Origin of the sequence: Mycobacterium sp. UM_CSW (assembly GCF_000455205.1) — a bacterium.
GTDB lineage: Bacteria > Actinomycetota > Actinomycetes > Mycobacteriales > Mycobacteriaceae > Mycobacterium.
In genome coordinates this window covers 13,217-30,157 of the sequence record NZ_AUWQ01000039.1, presented here as the reverse complement: position 1 = coordinate 30,157, position 16,941 = coordinate 13,217, and the positions used below count along the sequence as shown (strand labels likewise).

18 protein-coding genes are annotated in these 16,941 nt (G+C 67.9%); 4 read left to right on the top strand and 14 right to left on the bottom strand.

What is annotated here, in order from left to right; translation table 11 throughout:
- Positions 1-14: 14 nt before the first annotated feature.
- Positions 15-1,010 carry a TIGR03617 family F420-dependent LLM class oxidoreductase gene (locus N415_RS15695; protein ID WP_068183515.1) on the top strand — a complete coding sequence of 332 codons (996 nt, stop codon included), beginning with the start codon at positions 15-17 and terminating at the stop codon, positions 1,008-1,010.
- On the opposite strand, the gene N415_RS15690 is transcribed toward N415_RS15695, so the two are convergent.
- Positions 1,007-2,122 carry a hypothetical protein gene (locus N415_RS15690; protein WP_068183512.1) on the bottom strand — a complete coding sequence of 372 codons (1,116 nt, stop codon included), beginning with the start codon at positions 2,120-2,122 and terminating at the stop codon, positions 1,007-1,009. The genes N415_RS15695 and N415_RS15690 overlap by 4 nt on opposite strands.
- Complete coding sequence (locus N415_RS15685) at positions 2,122-3,279, bottom strand: phosphotransferase family protein (protein WP_068183509.1); 1,158 nt, start codon at positions 3,277-3,279, stop codon at positions 2,122-2,124. Before N415_RS15685 ends, N415_RS15690 begins: the two co-directional genes overlap by 1 nt.
- A gap of 59 nt (positions 3,280-3,338) precedes the next feature.
- Between N415_RS15685 and N415_RS15680 the strand changes: the two genes are divergently transcribed.
- Both N415_RS15680 and N415_RS15675 read left to right on the top strand, forming a co-directional pair.
- Positions 3,339-3,941, top strand: a complete 603-nt coding sequence (locus tag N415_RS15680) for a TetR/AcrR family transcriptional regulator (RefSeq protein ID WP_068183506.1) — start codon at positions 3,339-3,341, stop codon at positions 3,939-3,941.
- Positions 3,938-4,810, top strand: coding sequence for an SDR family NAD(P)-dependent oxidoreductase (locus tag N415_RS15675; protein WP_068183503.1), 873 nt, complete (start codon positions 3,938-3,940; stop codon positions 4,808-4,810). Before N415_RS15680 ends, N415_RS15675 begins: the two co-directional genes overlap by 4 nt.
- On the opposite strand, the gene N415_RS15670 is transcribed toward N415_RS15675, so the two are convergent.
- Together N415_RS15670 and N415_RS15665 are read right to left on the bottom strand one after the other, a co-directional pair.
- Complete coding sequence (locus N415_RS15670) at positions 4,797-5,402, bottom strand: class I SAM-dependent methyltransferase (RefSeq protein WP_068183500.1); 606 nt, start codon at positions 5,400-5,402, stop codon at positions 4,797-4,799. The genes N415_RS15675 and N415_RS15670 overlap by 14 nt on opposite strands.
- A 29-nt stretch (positions 5,403-5,431) precedes the next feature.
- Positions 5,432-6,814 (bottom strand): 13E12 repeat family protein, encoded by a 1,383-nt coding sequence (locus tag N415_RS15665; RefSeq protein ID WP_068183497.1) that lies wholly within the window; start codon positions 6,812-6,814, stop codon positions 5,432-5,434.
- An 89-nt stretch (positions 6,815-6,903) separates the two neighbouring features.
- On the opposite strand from N415_RS15665, the gene N415_RS15660 reads away from it, so the two are divergent.
- Positions 6,904-7,281, top strand: coding sequence for a hypothetical protein (locus tag N415_RS15660; RefSeq protein ID WP_068183494.1), 378 nt, complete (start codon positions 6,904-6,906; stop codon positions 7,279-7,281).
- A gap of 4 nt (positions 7,282-7,285) precedes the next feature.
- Here the strand turns inward: N415_RS15660 and N415_RS15655 are convergent, their stop codons facing one another.
- Genes N415_RS15655 through N415_RS15610 form a run of 10 tightly spaced genes read right to left on the bottom strand, consistent with a single transcriptional unit; the run spans position 7,286 to position 16,749 of the window.
- On the bottom strand, positions 7,286-8,023 hold the full coding sequence (locus N415_RS15655) for a hypothetical protein (RefSeq protein WP_068183575.1): 738 nt from the start codon (positions 8,021-8,023) through the stop codon (positions 7,286-7,288).
- A gap of 46 nt (positions 8,024-8,069) precedes the next feature.
- The gene (locus N415_RS15650) at positions 8,070-8,825 is read right to left on the bottom strand and encodes a hypothetical protein (RefSeq protein WP_068183490.1); all 756 of its coding nucleotides are present in this window, start codon (positions 8,823-8,825) and stop codon (positions 8,070-8,072) included.
- A gap of 16 nt (positions 8,826-8,841) precedes the next feature.
- Positions 8,842-9,807 carry an MlaD family protein gene (locus tag N415_RS15645; RefSeq protein ID WP_068183482.1) on the bottom strand — a complete coding sequence of 322 codons (966 nt, stop codon included), beginning with the start codon at positions 9,805-9,807 and terminating at the stop codon, positions 8,842-8,844.
- A complete protein-coding gene (locus N415_RS15640) occupies positions 9,804-10,877 on the bottom strand; it encodes an MlaD family protein (protein WP_068183479.1) in 1,074 nt (357 codons plus the stop codon). Before N415_RS15640 ends, N415_RS15645 begins: the two co-directional genes overlap by 4 nt.
- Positions 10,874-12,031, bottom strand: a complete 1,158-nt coding sequence (locus tag N415_RS15635) for an MlaD family protein (RefSeq protein ID WP_068183477.1) — start codon at positions 12,029-12,031, stop codon at positions 10,874-10,876. Before N415_RS15635 ends, N415_RS15640 begins: the two co-directional genes overlap by 4 nt.
- Before the next feature lies 1 nt (position 12,032).
- Positions 12,033-13,055: an MlaD family protein gene (locus N415_RS15630; RefSeq protein ID WP_068183474.1), complete on the bottom strand. Its 1,023-nt coding sequence runs from the start codon at positions 13,053-13,055 to the stop codon at positions 12,033-12,035.
- Positions 13,055-14,065: an MCE family protein gene (locus N415_RS15625; RefSeq protein ID WP_068183469.1), complete on the bottom strand. Its 1,011-nt coding sequence runs from the start codon at positions 14,063-14,065 to the stop codon at positions 13,055-13,057. The genes N415_RS15630 and N415_RS15625 overlap by 1 nt, the downstream gene beginning before the upstream one ends.
- Positions 14,062-15,114 carry an MCE family protein gene (locus N415_RS15620; protein WP_068183465.1) on the bottom strand — a complete coding sequence of 351 codons (1,053 nt, stop codon included), beginning with the start codon at positions 15,112-15,114 and terminating at the stop codon, positions 14,062-14,064. Before N415_RS15620 ends, N415_RS15625 begins: the two co-directional genes overlap by 4 nt.
- A gap of 3 nt (positions 15,115-15,117) precedes the next feature.
- A complete protein-coding gene (locus tag N415_RS15615) occupies positions 15,118-15,978 on the bottom strand; it encodes an ABC transporter permease (RefSeq protein ID WP_068183461.1) in 861 nt (286 codons plus the stop codon).
- A gap of 9 nt (positions 15,979-15,987) precedes the next feature.
- Positions 15,988-16,749: an ABC transporter permease gene (locus tag N415_RS15610; protein WP_068139521.1), complete on the bottom strand. Its 762-nt coding sequence runs from the start codon at positions 16,747-16,749 to the stop codon at positions 15,988-15,990.
- Between the last annotated feature and the right edge of the window lie 192 nt (positions 16,750-16,941).

Sequence of the window (16,941 nt, the reverse complement as noted above, 5' to 3'; positions counted from 1 at the left end):
TTCAAGGTGGGCAAATGAGGGTCTTCACGGCGTTGTACGGGCCGGTCGACGCGGCCGGGCGGGCGCGGGCGCTGCGCGACGCCGGCGCCAGTGGCGTCGCCACCTTCGAGGGTCAGCACGACGTGTTCGCCCCGCTGACGTTGGCCGCCACGGTGGGCGGCCTGGACCTGATGACCAATGTGGCCATCGCGTTTCCGCGCAATCCGATCCACCTGGCGCACCAGGCCAACGATCACCAGCTGCTGAGCGGCGGGCGGTTCTTCCTCGGCCTGGGCACCCAGATTCGTCCGCAGATCGAGAAGCGATTCGGCGCGCAGTTCGACCACCCGGTGGCGCGCATGACCGAGTTGATCGCGGCCCTGCGCGCAATCTTCGAGGCCTGGAACACGGGCGGCCGCTTGGATTTTCGCGGCGACTACTACCGGCACACCTTGATGACGCCGACCTTCAGCCCCGGCCCGAATCCATACGGTCCGCCGCCGATCTACGTTGGCGCGCTGGGGCCACGGCTGACCCGCGCCACCGCCGAGCACGCCGACGGCCTGCTGGTGATGCCGTTCGGCACCAAGCGGTTCCTGCACGAGCACACGATGCCCGCCGTGCGCGACGGCCTGCGGGCCGCCGGCCGGCGGCCCGGGGAGTTCGCCGTCATTCCCGAGATCATCGTGTCGGCCGGCTCGGATCACGCGGCCACCCGCCGGCTGCTGGCCTTCTACGGGTCCACCCCCGCCTACCGGCCGGTGCTGGCCGCCCACGGCTGGGAGGACCTGCAGCCGGAACTCAACGCGATGTCAAAACAGGGCCGGTGGGAGGAGATGGGCGGGCTCATCGACGACGAGATACTGCACACCATCGCCGCCTGCGGGACGCCCAAGGAGATCGCCGCCCACATCCGGGATCGCGTCGACGGCGTCTCGGACACCGTGTGCCTGTATCAGCCGTCGCCTATCGCGGTGGAGACGCTGTCGGAGATCGTCGACGAACTGCGCGAGTTGGGTCGAAAAGGCTAGGGCGCGACCGTCAACCAGTCCTTGAAGCCCGACGGGTCGTGGCGGCCCAGCGCGCCGTGCTCGTACAGGCCCCAGCCCTCCACCGGATCCCCGTCGCCGTCGCGGCAAACCGCGCGGCCCACGTGGTCGATGACGCCGAAGCCGGACCGCGCGACGATGGCCGGGTCGGTCATGTCGTAAGTCAGCCGCTCGACGAACTTCTCGCCCTTCCACATGCCGTGCAGCCAGTCCGAGTCGCCGCCGTAGCCGCCGCCGACGTGAATCGGCACGGGCAGCTTGGATTCCACGTCGAAGTGCACCGGGGTGCCGTCCGGCGCGGTCGCATCGATGGTGGCCCCGGTCGGGATGCGGGTGCCCGAGCGGTAGTGGATTTTCACCCGCGGCCAGCCCAGTTGCTCGACGCGCCCGTCGCGCCACACCCGGGTGCAGTCGTTGAGCGATCGGAACCCGTCGGGCTCCTCCTGGATGATCAGCACGATCGCAAACTCGTCGAACGCCATCGGCACGTAGAGCCACCACATCCCTTCGAACGGCGGGTCGGCGGGCCGGCCCGCGGGCTCGGGCTCACCGATCGGACGGATGCCCCAGGACCGGTCGCGGCTGCCCAGCCAGGTCGCGGGGTCGACGGCGATCTCCTCGCCGTCGATGGCGATGCGCCCGCTCCAGGAACCGAGCTGGGCGAACCGCTGCGCATCCAGCGTCACCCGGTTGCCGGACCGCATCAGGTGGGGCTGTTCCTGCACGACGTCGAACAGGCCCTGCCACGTGAGATCGGCTGCGATGCCCTCGGTTTCGTCGAGGACCAAACGCAGCTTGCGCAGCGGTTCGCTGACCTCGATGCGGTAGCCGTTGACGTTCTGGTTCAGCCGGTCCTGATCGATGGCGTCGGACAGGTGCACTGCCGTCTGCGTGTCCCCGCGCCGGACGAGGAAGAACGCGTCCTTAACGCCGAGGTTGGGGTAGTAGCCGATGCCGCTGATCACGAAGATGTCCCCGGTGCGGTCGTGGGCGTTGAAGTAGGAGCGGTCGTAGAAGTTGCGGTCCGAGGAACCGGCCCACGCGATCGGTTGGGGAACCTGATGTACCGGGAACTCGTCAAGCGGGCCAAGCATTACTGATCCTCTCCGATGAGGCTGTCATCGATTAAACGCCGCATCAATCCGGCGTGGTAGAACAGCGATTCGACATCGTCGGGCTTCTCGGTCTCGCCGAAGTGCACCCGGCGCGCGCCGGTGCGCATGAACACGCAGGCCCACATCACCCCGGAGTAGGCGTAGAACCAGCGCAGGTCGCCCACCTCGACGCCGGTGAGCTGACGGTAGGTGGCTCGGACGTCGTCCTCGCGCATCACGTCGGGCAACCCGGGCAGCGTCGCCAGGCCCGCAAGTTCTTGAAACACCATGTGCGCGTAGATCATCCACGCTATGTCGAGCTCGCGCGGCCCCAGCGTCACCATCTCCCAGTCGAGCACCGCGACCGGCGCGAAGTCGCGGTACAGCACGTTGCCCACCCGCGCGTCGCCCCAGAGCAGGACGGGCTCGGCCGCGGCGGCCTCGTCCGGCCAGTTGTCTTCCAGCCACGCGAAAGTCCGCTCCAGCAGCGGCGATCGGCCGATGTCGGGCACCGCGAAGTCGTACCACTCGCGGACCCAGTTGAAGTGCCGGCGCAGCGCCGTGTCACCGCCTTGCGTGGAGAGGAACCCAAATGTCTCCTCGGCGTTGGGGATCGCGTGCAACTTGGCCAGCACGCCCACCGTGGCGTCCTGCAGTTGACGCTGGCGTTCGGCGGGGGCGTCGGCGAACCAGTTGCCGCCGAACGTATAGGGCATGACGTCGGGCGGCACCTCGCCCTCGACGTAATCCATCACGAAAAAGGGCGTGCCCAGGACGTCGCCGGTGGGCTCGAGCCAGCGCACGCGCGGGACGGGCACGTCGGTGATTTCGCCGACCTTGCGGATCACCTCGAATTGGTGGTCGAGCCGATACGTCGGGAAGACCTGCACGTCCTCGGCGGTCGGCGCCACCCGCGCCACCAGCCGCTGTTCGATCGGTTCGCCGTCCTGTTGCCAGCGTGCGGTCAAGATGATGGTTTCCGACGACATGCCGGTGGCGTCCACGCCACTTTCGACCGTCACCTGCGGCTTGACCCCGCCCGGCAACACGGTGGACAGCCACTGCGACATCACCGCGGGCAGCTTTGTGACGTCCCGGCTGGAGCGCTGAAGTCGGTCGACTTTGTCCAGCACAGGTTCGTTCGACGTTTTCGACATCAAGGTGCCTCCATTCTTCGAGACTTCCGTGAGGCAATTACGATACGGTAGGTAGCGTTATGAAAGCAGACCCGTCTTACCTTGACAAGGCCCCGGGCGCCGGGCGGCCCCGGGACCCGCGCATCGACTCTGCCATCCTCACGGCGACCGCGGAACTGCTTGTGGAGATCGGCTATTCGAACCTCAGCCTCGCCGCGGTGGCCGAACGCGCCGGGACCACCAAATCGGCACTGTATCGCCGGTGGTCGAGCAAGGCGGAACTGGTGCACGAGGCCGCGTTTCCGACGGCGCCCACCGCGCTGCAGGCCCCGGCCGGCGACATCGCCGCCGACGTGCGGATGATGATCGAGGCCACCCGCGACGTCTTCACCACGCCGGTGGTACGTGCGGCGTTGCCCGGCCTGGTCGCCGACATGACGGCCGATCCCGCCCTGAACGCCCGGGTGATGTCGCGCTTCGCCGGCGTGTTCACGGCGGTGCGGGTGCGGCTGCGCGAGGCGATCGACCGGGGTGAGGCGCATCCCGACGTGGACCCGGATCGGTTGATCGAGCTGATCGGAGGGGCGACGATGCTGCGGATGTTGCTGCGCCCGGAGGAGCAGCTGGACGACACCTGGGTGGAGCAGACGACCGCCATCGTCGTGCACGGGGTGACGGGATGACGGGGCGATTGGCGGGACGGTCCGCGATCGTCACCGGCGCCAGCCGCGGGCTGGGCCGGGCGATCGCGCTGGCCTTGGCCGCGGAGGGCGCGGCGGTGGCCGTCGTCGGGCGCACCGAACAGGTGTGGGACGACCGGCTGCCCGGCACCATTGGCGAGACGGTCGCCGAGGTCGAGGGGGCCGGCGGGCGCGCCGTGGCGATCCGCGCCGACCTGACCGACCGCGACGACGTGGCGCGGCTGGTGGGCGAGGCGCGAGAGGCCTTGGGGCCCATCACGATTCTGGTCAACAACGCGGCCTTCACCGCGCCCGGCCGGCCATCGGTCCCCGGTTCGCAACCGCGCGCGAAACCGCCCAAGGCCGCCAGCGGCGGCGCCAAGCCCGGCTGGCCGGGGTTCGTCAGCACACCGTTGCAGGCGTTTCGCCGGCATTTCGACATCGCGGTGTTCGCCGCCTACGAGCTGATGCAACTGGTGTGTCCGGACATGTTCGACGCCGGCGGCGGCTCGATCATCAACATCACCTCGGTCGCGTCGCGGATGCCCGGGGACGGACCCTATCCCGACCGCAGCGGCGGCGTCCTGCCCGGCTACGGCGGATCCAAGGCGGCCCTCGAGCATCTCACCCAGTGCGCGGCCTACGACCTGGCCGACCACAACATCGCGGTGAACGCGCTGTCGCCGTCGAAGCCGATCCTTACGCCGGGCCTGGCCTACTACGCCAGCGGCTTCGTCGACACCGCCTCTGCCGATGATTTCGCCCGCGCCGCAGTCGAATTGGCGCTGGTGGATCCGGCGGTGGTCACCGGGCGCACGATCGGGCACCTGAACGTGCTCGACGGCAGCTTCCGGCCCTTCACGCTGGCTTAGTTGCCGTCACGCCGTTGATGATCAGCGCGTACAGCCGGTGCCATTGCGGGGAGCGAAACCCCGCGCGCAGTAGCAGCGCCGTGGCGCGGCGTCGGGTGCGGGCCTTGCCGCGCCGGCTGGTGGCCAGGGTCGGCAGCAGCCACAGCGAGAACTGGTCGACGAGCACCAGGTGACCGCCCGGGCGCAGCACCCGCGAGCATTCGACGAGCCCGGCCTGTTGATCCGTCCAGTGATCGAACGATGTCGTGCTGACCACGAGGTCGAAACTGCCGTCGGGGTAGCCGAGCTCCTCGGCCACCCCGACGGTAAAGCTCAACCTGTCGTCGGCCTCCAAAGCCCTTGCCGTAGCGATCATTTGCGGTGCGGCGTCGATGCCGCAAAGCTGCCGGGCGTCCGGGTAGCGACGACCGAGTGCGCGCAGCAGGTAGCCCGTCCCGCAGCCGACGTCCAGCACGCTGCCGGCGGACGCGGCGGTCGCCACCGCGAGGTCGGCCGTGCGTTCGGAGATCTCGTGGTGCAAGCGGCCGCGCCACCCGCGGTCGTACTCGGGCGCTCGGTCGTTGAACGCGGCCAGATCGCGGTGCGGCGGCACCCGCCCAGTCTGGCACGCAACGCGGCGGTTCACGGTTCGTCTTCGTCGGGCGGGTCGGGGTCTCCGTTCAGGAGTTCGTCGGGGTGATGGGCGTGGTTGATTTCGGGCGGGCTGGTGCCGTCGGTCCAGGCGAGTCGTCCGGTGTCGGTGACTTCGGTGTGGTAGTCGCCGTTGGTGGCGCCGGTGTGGTCGGGGCCGCAGGCGAAGAAGAGTTTGTCGGCGTCGGTTTGTCCGCCTTGGGCCCAGTCGGGGACGTGGTGGACTTCGGAGTGGTAGCCCGATTCGAGGCAGTTGGGGCGGGTGCAGCCGTGGTCGCGGGCGTGGCAGATGAGGCGTTGGTCGGCGGTGGCGAGGCGTTTTTGCCGGCCCAGGTATAGCGGGCGGCTGGTGTGGTCCTCGAACACCGCGAGGTAGTGAATCGCGTTGGCCGCCATCCGAATCAGATCGGGCATCGGCAGGCGCGATCCGCCGCCGGTGCGCGCCGGGGCGGGCATCGGGATCGCGGTGTTAACGGCGGCGTGGGCGGCTTGGTCGAGTTCGCCCAGGGTGGTGGTGATCACCACGGTGACCGGATGGCCGCGGTGAGTGCCGAGCTCGCCGGAGCCGATCGCGGTTTTCATCGCGAGTTTGAAGGCGTCGTGGCCGCGTTGAGCTTGGCTGCGGGTGTCGCGCTCCTCGGCGGGGGTGCCCTCGGGTTGGTGGCGGCCGGGGCGCACCGCGGCCGCGATGGCTTCGAAGTAGGCGCGGGCCTCGGGGTCGAGCAGCCCGGACAGCCGCGACATGCCGTCGGGGCCTTGCGGGCCCAGGTGCAGTGAGCGCCGCCGGGCCCGGTCTTCGTCAGTGAAGGTGCCGTCGGGGTTGAGGTAGTCGGCGATGCGCTGCCCCAGCCGGGTCACCACGGCGGAGTCCAGTTTGGAGGCATGCTCGACCAGGACGCGTTCGGCCTCGGCCACGTCGGCCGGGGCCACGGCGGCGGGCAGCACATCCAAGGCGCGACAGATCACGCGCAGATGGTCCTCACCCAGCGCGCCCGCCTCGACCGCTCCCGCCACCATCTCCAGTTCGGGCGGCAGGGGCGGGCCGGTCAGCGAGCGCCGCGGCCGAATCCGGGCCGCCAACCGAAACCGGCGCGTCACCTCCCCGGAAGTCAGACGGAGTCGCGCGCACACCCGGCCCCGCAGCCCCGGGCTGGACTCGGCGCCGTCGGGCGGCTCGGCGATCTCGGCGAACACCCGATACATCAACCCCCGATTCACCCGCGCCTGGGTCTCAAGCCGCTGGGCCACCTCCACCCGAAAGTCGTTGCCCACCAGATCCGACGAGGTCTCCCGCAGCACATCGTGGGCGGCGTCGATCGCGTCCAAAGCGGCGCTGATCCGCTCGCGTGCCGCCTCCGCGCTGATGAATCCCACACCACCAACCTATCGAACAAATGTGCGAATCGGGCCGGTCAAATAACAATCTGTGGATAAAACCTCAACTGTGGATAAAGGTAGGGGCAATGCGCCCACGCTTGAAACGAATTCTGCCCGTACCGCTCGTGGTCGCCGCGGTCACGATGTGCCCGCCGGCGTCGGCCGCCGGTGACTGGGAATGCAGCATTGTCGTGCCGGTGGCCGACCGACTCGAGAACGTCCTCGACCTCGTAAGCCCTTCCGGGACACCGCCTTACGTGGCGGGCCAGATCAGAAACGCCCTGTCACCACTGAACGGCTTGCGCGGTCCGGCCGCGGTCGACCTGCGGCTTCGATCCGACATGCTGGCGGCGCAGATCGACGCCAGCGACCCCTACCGACCGGCGAGCCCGGAACTACTCGCCGGCGATCTCGTCCAGGCGCGACAACAGCTGGCGGTGTCCCGCGCAGCGTGCGCACCTTGAAACGTTATTGCTGCCCACGGCGCCAGCGCCGGATGTCAAGGCGCTCGGCGCCCGGCCAGATAGCCATGGCGGCCGGCGACGCGCAGAACGTTTCCTCCGCCTGGCGCAGGCTCATGTCGACCGCGTGGAGGCCGTCTTCCTGGTGGGCGCGGCAGATGACGGTCAGGACCCGGTGGGTGTCGGGGTCGACCTGCTCGGCCTCGATGGTCAACACGACGACCAGCGTGTAGCCGGCTCCCGTGGGCAGATAGAAGGTCAGGTCTCGGCTGTCCAGCGCCCCGGCGTTGGTCACCAGGTAGCCGTCGCCGCTGGGATACGCGGCCTGCGCGACCATCTGGGTGCGTTCGAAATGCAGCCGGTCGCCCGGCGCCCGCCACACCGTGAACCGGGTATTCGGGCTGCCGTTGAACGGGTGTCGCGCGATCGGGATGATCAGCTCGTCGCGCCCGTCGCCGTCGATGTCCTCCAACCCGACGCCGCCGGGGCTGGACGGCTCCAACAGCTCGTCGATCGTCTGCACCACCTCGCCCGACGCGTCGGTCACGACGACCTTGACCGCGCGGGGCCCGGGCAGCTCGGGCACGGTCCAATAGGTGACCGCGAAATCCAGCGCGCCGGAATGCATTCGGCAGTCCGTGTGCGGCGACTCCGCGCTCGGCGCGATCACCGCGGCTGTCTGCGGGCATGAAGGCAACGACGTGTCGGTGGACGCGATCGGGCACACCGTGCCCGCCGTCGCCATCGTCACGATCGCGCCCAGCAGGGCCAGCCGCCGCACGGGTGCGCGCCTACCGTTTCGGTGCCGGCTTGGCCGGAGCCGGACTGGGCGCCGGAGCAGGAGCGGCCGGGGGAGGCGGCTCGGGCGCCGGGAGCTGCTGCTCGATCGGCGGGCGGGCGCCGGCCTTGGGGCCGATGTCGGCGACCTGCCAGGCATTGCCCACCCTGTTCACCGTGACCTGCAGCAGGATGATCGACACCTTCGGCGTCGGGTTTTGCAGATTGCGGGTGGTCTGATGGGCCGACACCACCACCTGGTAGACCCCGCCGGGCTGGGCCACCGGGTCCGTGGCCAGCACCTCACCGGTGGAGGTGACCTGCGCCTGCAGCATGATGCTCTTCAGCAAATCGGAGGCGTTGACGTATTTGTCCTTAAGTTGTTGCGACACACCGTCTTCGACCGAACGAAAGAAGGCGTCCGGGTCTTCGAAGCTGTACGTCAGCGACTTCAGCGCATACTCCTTGGCCAGCTGTGCCGCGGCGTCGCGGTCGGCTTGCTGCTGACGCAGCTGCGCGAGCTGGCCGGTCACCTGGTGGTACTTGATGAACCCGAACACCCCGCCGGCGAGCACCGCCGCCGAGACAACGGCCGCCCCCCATCGCCTCGAGATCTTCGGCCGGAACCTTGAAAATCGTCGGGGCGGCGGGTCGGCCTCGTCGGCCTCGACGGCCTCGTCGGCCTCGACGGTGTCTTCTGCGCCGTCCTCGGGCGCCGTGGGCTCGGTGTCGTCCACGGTTTCATCTTTGTCGACAGTTGAGTTGGTCATGCCCGTTCTTTCTTGATCATTGGTGCCATGCCGGGACGTTCAGTTGAACCCGCATGCCGCCGGTGTCGTTGAAGGTCGATTCCCAGAAGTCGAGCCAATGCCCGGCGTCGACCTTGACGTCGTGCAGCGGTGCGAGCGCGGGTTCCAGCACGGTGGCGAAGGTGCTCAGCGGACCGGCCAGCATGTCGATGTACTGGCTCATCTTGCCCACCAGGATGCCGACCGGGTCGTCCGGGCCCACCACGCCGACGCCGGTGTGCGAAAGGGTTTCGAATTCGTGGACCATCCGCAGGAATGCCGGCACCGAACGCGGCAGCAGTTTTCCCGTATCGCTGATCACCTCGCCGGCGTTGATGTCACCCAGGTTGGTGGTCATCGTCGAGACGTTCTCGAACAGGGTGGCCATCAACTGCTTGTCGTCGTGGATCACCTTGGCCGTCAACCCAGCCGTGGTGGCCAGGGAATCGAGGGTGGCGTCGTTGCCGGCGAACGCGGCGGCGACGTTGCTGATGATGGTGCGTACCTGGTCGAGGTTGAGTGCCGAGACCAGGGCATTCACCTTGGTGAGCAAGTCGGCGCCGGTAACCATCGGCGCGACGCGGTCCGGCGGGATCACCGCGCCGTCGGCGAAGTACGGCGGCGCAATGAGTTTCGGTTTGAAGTCGATGTACTGCTCGCCGGCGGCGGAGAGGTTTTCCACGCTGATCGGGCTGTCGGCGGGCACCGGGTGTTCGCGGTCGAGGTCGATTGAGACCGCCAGCCCGGTCGCGGTGGTCTGGATGCCGGTCACCCGACCGACCTTGATGCCGCGCATCGTGACTTCCGATGTGGGCATCAGGCCGCCGGAAGTGTTGAGCAGCAAGGTGAGTCGGGTGACCTGTTTCGTCGGCCCGATGTCGAGCACGCCGATCGACATGTAGGCCGCGCCGAGCAGCGTCATCACCGCCAGGATGGCCAGCGTGACGCCGGCATTGAACTTCATGGCAGCATTCCCATCGTCTGCATCGCCGAGACGGCCGCATCAGCCTTGTCGGCGGGATCGACGCCCTCGTGGCCGGTGGGTGGATGAAGTTCGGAGACAATGTATTTCGGGCCGCCATTGCGGAAAAATCCGAGAAGCTTGTAGTGCAGGAACGCGATCAGCTTGTCGGCCAGCACCGGAATGGTGGTGTCGAGGGTCGCGACGGTTCCGACCAATGGCGTGATGTAGGAAAGCATTTGCATCATGTCCCCGGCGACCGGGTTGAGGATCTGCCCGCCGAGGTCGCCGATTTCTCTGGAGTCCCCGACGACGCTCAGGATGGCCAGGGTGATCGCCGACAGCCCTTGGAGCTTGGGCGGGCCTTCGGTGACGAGCCGGTTGAACACCGTGGTGTTGGCGGCCACGTTGGTGGTGATGTTGTCCATGCTGGACAGGATCCCGTCGATGGTGTCCTGGTTGGCCGCCAGGTCGTTGAGCACGCCGGCGACGGTCTGCTGGGCCCGCGTCAGCTCGGCGGGATCCTTGGGGAACGCGTGGTTGAGGTTCACCACGGTGCTTTGCAGCGTGCCGATCGCGCCGCCGGCCACCAGGTTCGACACCGAGCGCAACACGTCTTCGACGTTGTCGGCCGGCGCGGTGTTGCGCAACGGAATCGTGTCGCCGTCGCGCAACGGCGCCACCGACCGGTCCCCGGATCCATCCCCGGATCGATCCCCAGCCCGATCCTCCGGCGGCAGCAGCGCGATGTAGATGTCCCCGAGCGGGGTGGCCTGGCGCAGTTCGGCACGGGTGTTGGCGGGAAGCCTGCTGTCGCCGGCGATATCGACGTAGGCGACCGCCGTGGTGCCGTCGAGCTGGACGTGGTCGAGCACACCGATCTGGATCCCGCCGAAGTCCACCTTGGCGCGGGCGGGCAGGTTGAGCACGCTGGAGAACTGGATCTTGACCCGGTAGGAGTGGTCGGGGCTGTAGGCGCCCGGGACCGGCAGCCGCGTCGGATCCAGCGAACATGCCGCGGTCAGGCCGATCGTCAGCAGGGCTACCAGTACGCGCATCGCTCGTCGGCTCATGACAGCGCGGCCCCCAGGATTAGATCGGTCAGGCCGAGGGTGACCGGATCCGACGCGGTGCCCGACGCGCACGCCGCCGCGGCACCGGGGACGTTGCGTTTCCGCAGCCCCTCGCAGATGGCGCCGGCCTGCGTCGGCGAAATCGCCACCTGCGGAGGGATATACGTGACGTTGTGGGTTCCCCACGCCGGCTCGTAGATGTCGCTGAGCCAGTGGCTGAACTGCGGCCAGGAGTTGATCATCGCGAGGATTGCCGGGGTGTGCCGGTTCAGCATGTCGCGCAGCCAGGTGATCGCCTTGTCCAGCTTCTGATAGAGCCGCGGCCCCCACCGGTCCAGCGCCTCGACCAGGATCGGCAGCAGGTGCGACATGTGGCTCAGGGCCGCGCCGAAGTTGTCCGAGAGGCCCTCGATCAATTCGGTGGTGGTCGGCAGCATCCGGACGAACGAGGCGAAGCTGTCCCAGTTCTTGAGAAAGTCGGAGGTGAGGATCTCGCTGTTCTCGAACAGCTGCCGGTAGTCGGCGTCGGCCTTATACGGGTCGGCCAGCATCGTCACCAGGTTGCCGAGCGTCTGGTTGAGCCCGGGGCCGGTGCCGTCCAGCGAGCGGCTGAACGCCCGCAGGCTGTCGTTGATGGCCTGCACGCCCGGCGACTTCGACGGGTCCTGGCCGGGTTGGGGACCCATGATGGTGTCGGCGAGCTTGCCTACGGCGGAGAAGGTTTCGCTGACACTGATCGGCGTTTTGGTGGACTTCAGCTTGATGCAGCCCGGGCCGGTGAATTTCGGGCCCCCGGTGTAGGGCTTGGTCAGTTCGATATGGCGGTCGGTGACAATCGATTGCGAGTAGGTGACCGCACCGACGTCGGCCGGCAGATCGAGGTCGGTGGGGACGGTGAAGTCGACCTCGACGTGGTCGGCCTTGTTGAGGATCGCGGTCGTCGAGCCGACCTCGATGCCCAGCAGCGCCACCTTGTTGCCCGGGTAAAGCCCTACCGCGTCGGTGAATTCGGCGCACATCGCCCGGCTGTGGCCCGGCGCGAGGAGCTTGGCGCCGATGACCGCCGCCGCCGCGACCGCCGCGACGACGGCCAGCACCGCTGCGATCCCCAGTGGAGACCGCAGCCGCGAGCCGAGCGCCGAAATCCGGGCCACCTCAACAGTTCCTCATGATGTTGGGCAGGCACAGATCCTGCCCGGGCACCAGCCGGTTGTGTTTGTCGAAGACGACCCCGTTCCCGCTGAGCATCGGCCCCACGATGTTGAGGGTCTGACCCAGGTTCTCGAGCGCCTCGCCGATGCGCTCGGGGTGGGCGCCCAGCGTCTCGCTGATGTCGTCCAGCCCGTTGACGACCGGCGCGACCTCCCGCCCCCAAAACACCGTGATGCGGTCCATGATGCGGGCCAATTCGGATAACAGGCCGAAGAATTCGATGATGTCGACCGACCTCGAAGTGTAGGCCTGGCCGAGGATGTCGAGCTGCTCGAACAGCGTGATGAGCTGCTTACGCTCGGCGACCGTGGCGCGCAGGCCGTTGTTGACGAAGTCCAGGCCGCGATGGAAGTCGGCCGTTGTCTTGCTTAACGACGCGGTCAGCGCGTTGGCCGACCGGAGCAGGTCGCGCACTGCGTCGGGATACCTGTTGGCGGCGTTGGCCACCTCGGTGAAGGTGTCGTGGATGACTTGGCCGTCGACTTGCTTGATCAGGGGCGTCGCCGCCTGGATGATGTCGTTGGCCTCGAACGGCAGCGTGACACGTTGCGGCGGAATCACTTTGTGGCCCAGGGGCAAACCGCCCTTCGGGTCGAGCGCCACATAATGGCCGCCCAACGGGGTCAGCAGCTTGATGTCCAGGGTGGATTCCGAACCGACTACCACCGATTGCTCGATGTCGAACTTCATCTCGACGACGGCGCCGGCGAGCCGGACGCCGGTCACCTTCCCGACCGGGATGCCCGCGATCCGAACCTGGTCGCCGGCGCGCACGCCGCCGGAGTTGGGCAGGTGTGCGGTGTAGCCGGTCTGGCCGGTGGGATTCAGGTATGCCATCGCGGTCGCGGCCAACGCCGCAACGATGACGACGACGCCCACGATGCCGTTGCGGCGATTGCGGACGGCAGCGGCACGCTCGTCGAGCACGGGACGCCGCCGTCCCGTCCCCTTGTCGCCGAACACCATTACCGGCACACCACCAAGTTCTGTTGCGCGAACGACACCTGACCGATCCCGGGCAGCGTCACTTCGCCGTGCGAGCAGTTAAACGTTGGCGTGGCGGGCTTTTCGTCGGCCAGCCAGTCCCGCATGCCCTGGATCAGCGACGGCGCCAGCGACAGGCCCGCGATGATCGTCGCGGTCTGCGGCCACATCCGGCTGAACAGGTCGTACAGCGGGACCGTCGTCCCGTCGAAGATGCGCTCGAAGTACTGCAGGAAATGGGTGGTGTTGCGCAAGACGGGCAGTCCGGCTTCCATCGCCTGACTGAACTCCTCGCCCTTGGAGGCGAACTTCGTCACCACGTCGTTGAGCGTGGCGATGAGGTGGAACAGTTGCTGCGATTTGCCGCCCAGGTCGGCCGAGATCGCGCTGAGGTTGCGCAGCACGCCGGCGATGACCGCCTGCCGGTCCACGGCCAGCTTTGAAATGACGTCGAGGTCGTGCAGGAACGGGCCGATGCCGTTTTCGTCGCCCTGGATCAGCCGCAGCAGGTTCTCGCCCAACTGGTTGAACTGGGCGGGGTCGAGGGTTTGGAAGATCGGCCGAAACCCGTTGAACAGCTTGGCCACATCGAACGACGGGATCGTCTGCGCCAGCGCGATGGTGCCCCCGGCCGGCAGCCGTTGCTCCGGCTTGGCCGGCTGGACGAGTTCCACGTAGCGCTGACCGAGCAGGGTTTGATAGCGCACCGCGGCGACGGTGTTGGCGAACACCGGGTGATCGTTTTGCGCGGTGAAATCGACCTTGGCGATCCGCCCGTCGAGCCGGATGGTTTCCACCTTGCCGACCTGCACACCGGAAATGCGGACGTCGTCACCGACGTAGAGCCCCGACACGTCGGAGAACGCGGCGGTGTAGCGGGAGACCGCCCCGGTGACCGGCGAACGCAAGGCGGTCAGCACGATCAGCGTGCACACCACCGCGACCGCGGTGAAGATCGTCAGCCACACCACCGATTTGGTGACACTTCTCATCGGCCACCCCGCTGCGGCGCCGCTGGCGGTGGGGAGGGCAGGGCCGCCGCCAGCCCGGGCATCGTGTCCAGGGTGACCTCGATCTGCATGCGGACCTTGCCGTCGATGACGGGGAACGCCGCGCTGGTGCGGTCCAGCAGACCCGAGAGCCGGTCATAAACCGGCGCCATGCTGCCCTGCATGTACGACAGCGGCAGCAAGACGTCCGTCGTCGCGCGCATGAACGGGGCCAGCCACGAGACGTTCTTCACGATCATCTTGTCGCTGGTGAAGAGGAGCTTGGCGCTCTGGTCCAGGATGGTGTTCATGCGTTCGACGCCGTCGGGCTGAGCCAGGAACTCCATCCCGTTGAGCAGGTCGTAGGCCAGGCCGATGAGGGGGATGGAGTCGCTGGCGCCGTTGACCACCGAGGCGAACACCGAAAGCGATTGCGAGAACGGCACTTTCTGGGAGTCGACGAGCATCTTGACCAGGTCGAAGTACGACCGGGTGACCGGCTCGGTCAGGTCGGCGTGCCGGCGCACCACCTCGATGATGTGGTCGACATCGGGCGAGTCCGCGATCCGGCCGAGTTTTTGGCCCTGACGCAGCAGCCCGGTGATGGAGGCCGACCGCGCGTTGGCGCCGATCAGCAGCATCTGGTTCGGCCGCAGCCGGGGACCGACGCCGCTGCTGACCAGTTCGACCGCCGCGAGGCCAAAAGTGTTCGACGACATGAAGTTCGCCGTCGTGTCGGCGGCCAGTGCCCTCGCTTGCCGCGGCTCGAGTTCCACCGTGATCTTCTGCCTGTTGTATCCGACCGATTGAAGGGTCTTCACCGATCCGATCGTCAGGCCGCGGAACTTGACCTCCGCGCCCGGCGTCAGGCCCTCACCGATCGAATCGGCCACCACCGTCAGCGTGAACGTGTCGGCGTAGCCGCCGGTGCCCAGCTGATACAGCACGATGCCCGCGATCGCCAGCGCTACGGCGGAGATCAGTCCACGGATCCGCAACGAGCGTGAGCTGGGCGCCCGCGCTCCCTGGTCCGAACCCGGCAGTGTCGCCATGGGCTATCCCGATATCCGAATGCCGGGGCTGTTGCCCCAGAACAACAGCGTCAGCACCATGTCCGCGGCGACCACGGTGACGATGCTGGCCCGGATGGCCCGGCCCGAGGCCCGCCCGACACCTTCGGGACCCCCGCTGGCGTAGTAGCCCTGATAGCAGTGGATGGCGATGATCAGCGTCACGAAGATGGCGGCCTTGAGCACGGAGAACACCACGTCGGTCGGCTGGATGAACGAGTCGAAGTAGTGGTAATAGGTGCCCGACGACTGCCCGTGCAGCACGTTGACCACCATCGCGCACGACGCGTAGCTCAACGCGAGCGTCACCACGTACAGCGGGACGATGGTGATCATGCCCGCGATCACCCGGGTGGTGACCACGAACGGGACCGACTGAATGCCAAGGGCTTCCAGCGCGTCGATCTCCTCCGAGATCCGCATGGCGCCGATCTCTGCCGTCATGCGGCACCCGGCCTGGGCCGCGAAGCCGATCCCCGCAATCATCGGCGCCATCTCGCGGGTGTTCGCGTACGCGGAGACGAAGCCGGTCAGCGGGCCCATGCCGACCATGTCGAGGGCCCCGTACCCTTCGACCCCGACCGAACCACCGACCGCCGCGCCCATGAACACCAGCACGCCGATGGTGCCACCGCCGACGATCAGCGACCCGTTTCCCCAGATCATGTCGACCAGCAGCACGCCGGTCTGGTGCCGGTAGCGCTTCAGCGTGTGCGGAATCGCGCCGAGCACCTGGGCGCCGAAGGTGACCTGGTGACCGAGGCGCTGGACGAGCGAGTCGCCCCGGTGCGCGAACCATCGCGGGGCCCGCAAAGGCGTCGGTACGTATCGAGCCGGCTGTGTCATCGGCGGCCGTCAGCCCACTCGCAGCGGCATGGACATCGACAGCCCCTGCGTGATCACCAGGTTGATAACGAACACCGAGACGATGCCGATGACCACGGAGGCGTTGACCGCGTCGGCCACGCCCCGGGCGCCGCCCTTGGTCTCCAGCCCGCGCTGGCAGGCCACCAGGATCACGATCACGCCGAACAGCCAGGTCTTGAGGACGGCCACCACGACGTCGTTGACGCTGGCGAAGGACGCGAACGACGCGATGTAGCTCCCCGGGGTGCCGGACTGGAAGCCGACGTTGATCGCGTAGCCCGCCGCCAGCCCCATGAAGATGATGAAGGAGCACAGCACCGGCGCCACGATGACGATCGCGGCCAGCCGGGGGGTGACCAGCCGCTGCACCGGGTTGATGCCCATGACGCGCAGCGCGTCGACCTCTTCGCGAATGGTGCGGGCGCCGAGATCGGTGGCCACCGCCGAACCGGCCGCGCCGCCCAGCAGCAGCGCGGCGACGACCGGCGCACCCTGCCGGATCACCCCGAGGCCGCCGGCCGCGCCCGACACCGACGAGGCGCCGACCTGCTGGACGAAGTTCCCCACCTGCACCGCCACGATGACCCCGAACGGGATCGACACCAGCAACGCGGGTATCGCGGTGACGCTGATGATGAACCAGGCCTGGTTGATGGTGTCCCGCCAGGGGTGGCGCAACCGGATCAAATCCGTGATCAGGTACCTGAAGGACTGGGCGGCCAGGTCGAAGAAACGGCCCAGCGTCTGCATCGAGGAATCGAGCTGACGCAGGACGTATCGGAAGGGTTTGCCCAGTGCCGTGACGGTCCGCCGGCCCGTCGGCGCCGCGGCCTCCGGGGCCGCCTGGCCCTCGTCCGGTTGGTCAGGCGTCTCCACCGCCTGACTGGGGGCAGGCTGGCCGTTTGTCGTGATGCCGGCGTCGGCGTCGATACAGGCGACTGC

Excerpts from the sequence above, each read along its gene's own strand:
- N415_RS15695 (WP_068183515.1), top strand. The coding sequence starts at position 15 with ATGAGGGTCTTCACGGCGTTGTACGGGCCGGTCGACGCGGCCGGGCGG.
- N415_RS15690 (WP_068183512.1), bottom strand. The coding sequence starts at position 2,122 with ATGCTTGGCCCGCTTGACGAGTTCCCGGTACATCAGGTTCCCCAACCG.
- N415_RS15685 (WP_068183509.1), bottom strand. The coding sequence starts at position 3,279 with ATGTCGAAAACGTCGAACGAACCTGTGCTGGACAAAGTCGACCGACTT.
- N415_RS15680 (WP_068183506.1), top strand. The coding sequence starts at position 3,339 with ATGAAAGCAGACCCGTCTTACCTTGACAAGGCCCCGGGCGCCGGGCGG.
- N415_RS15675 (WP_068183503.1), top strand. The coding sequence starts at position 3,938 with ATGACGGGGCGATTGGCGGGACGGTCCGCGATCGTCACCGGCGCCAGC.
- N415_RS15660 (WP_068183494.1), top strand. The coding sequence starts at position 6,904 with ATGCGCCCACGCTTGAAACGAATTCTGCCCGTACCGCTCGTGGTCGCC.
- N415_RS15655 (WP_068183575.1), bottom strand. The coding sequence starts at position 8,023 with ATGGCGACGGCGGGCACGGTGTGCCCGATCGCGTCCACCGACACGTCG.
- N415_RS15650 (WP_068183490.1), bottom strand. The coding sequence starts at position 8,825 with ATGACCAACTCAACTGTCGACAAAGATGAAACCGTGGACGACACCGAG.
- N415_RS15645 (WP_068183482.1), bottom strand. The coding sequence starts at position 9,807 with ATGAAGTTCAATGCCGGCGTCACGCTGGCCATCCTGGCGGTGATGACG.
- N415_RS15640 (WP_068183479.1), bottom strand. The coding sequence starts at position 10,877 with ATGAGCCGACGAGCGATGCGCGTACTGGTAGCCCTGCTGACGATCGGC.
- N415_RS15630 (WP_068183474.1), bottom strand. The coding sequence starts at position 13,055 with ATGGTGTTCGGCGACAAGGGGACGGGACGGCGGCGTCCCGTGCTCGAC.
- N415_RS15625 (WP_068183469.1), bottom strand. The coding sequence starts at position 14,065 with ATGAGAAGTGTCACCAAATCGGTGGTGTGGCTGACGATCTTCACCGCG.
- N415_RS15620 (WP_068183465.1), bottom strand. The coding sequence starts at position 15,114 with ATGGCGACACTGCCGGGTTCGGACCAGGGAGCGCGGGCGCCCAGCTCA.
- N415_RS15615 (WP_068183461.1), bottom strand. The coding sequence starts at position 15,978 with ATGACACAGCCGGCTCGATACGTACCGACGCCTTTGCGGGCCCCGCGA.
- N415_RS15610 (WP_068139521.1), bottom strand. The coding sequence starts at position 16,749 with ATGCAGACGCTGGGCCGTTTCTTCGACCTGGCCGCCCAGTCCTTCAGG.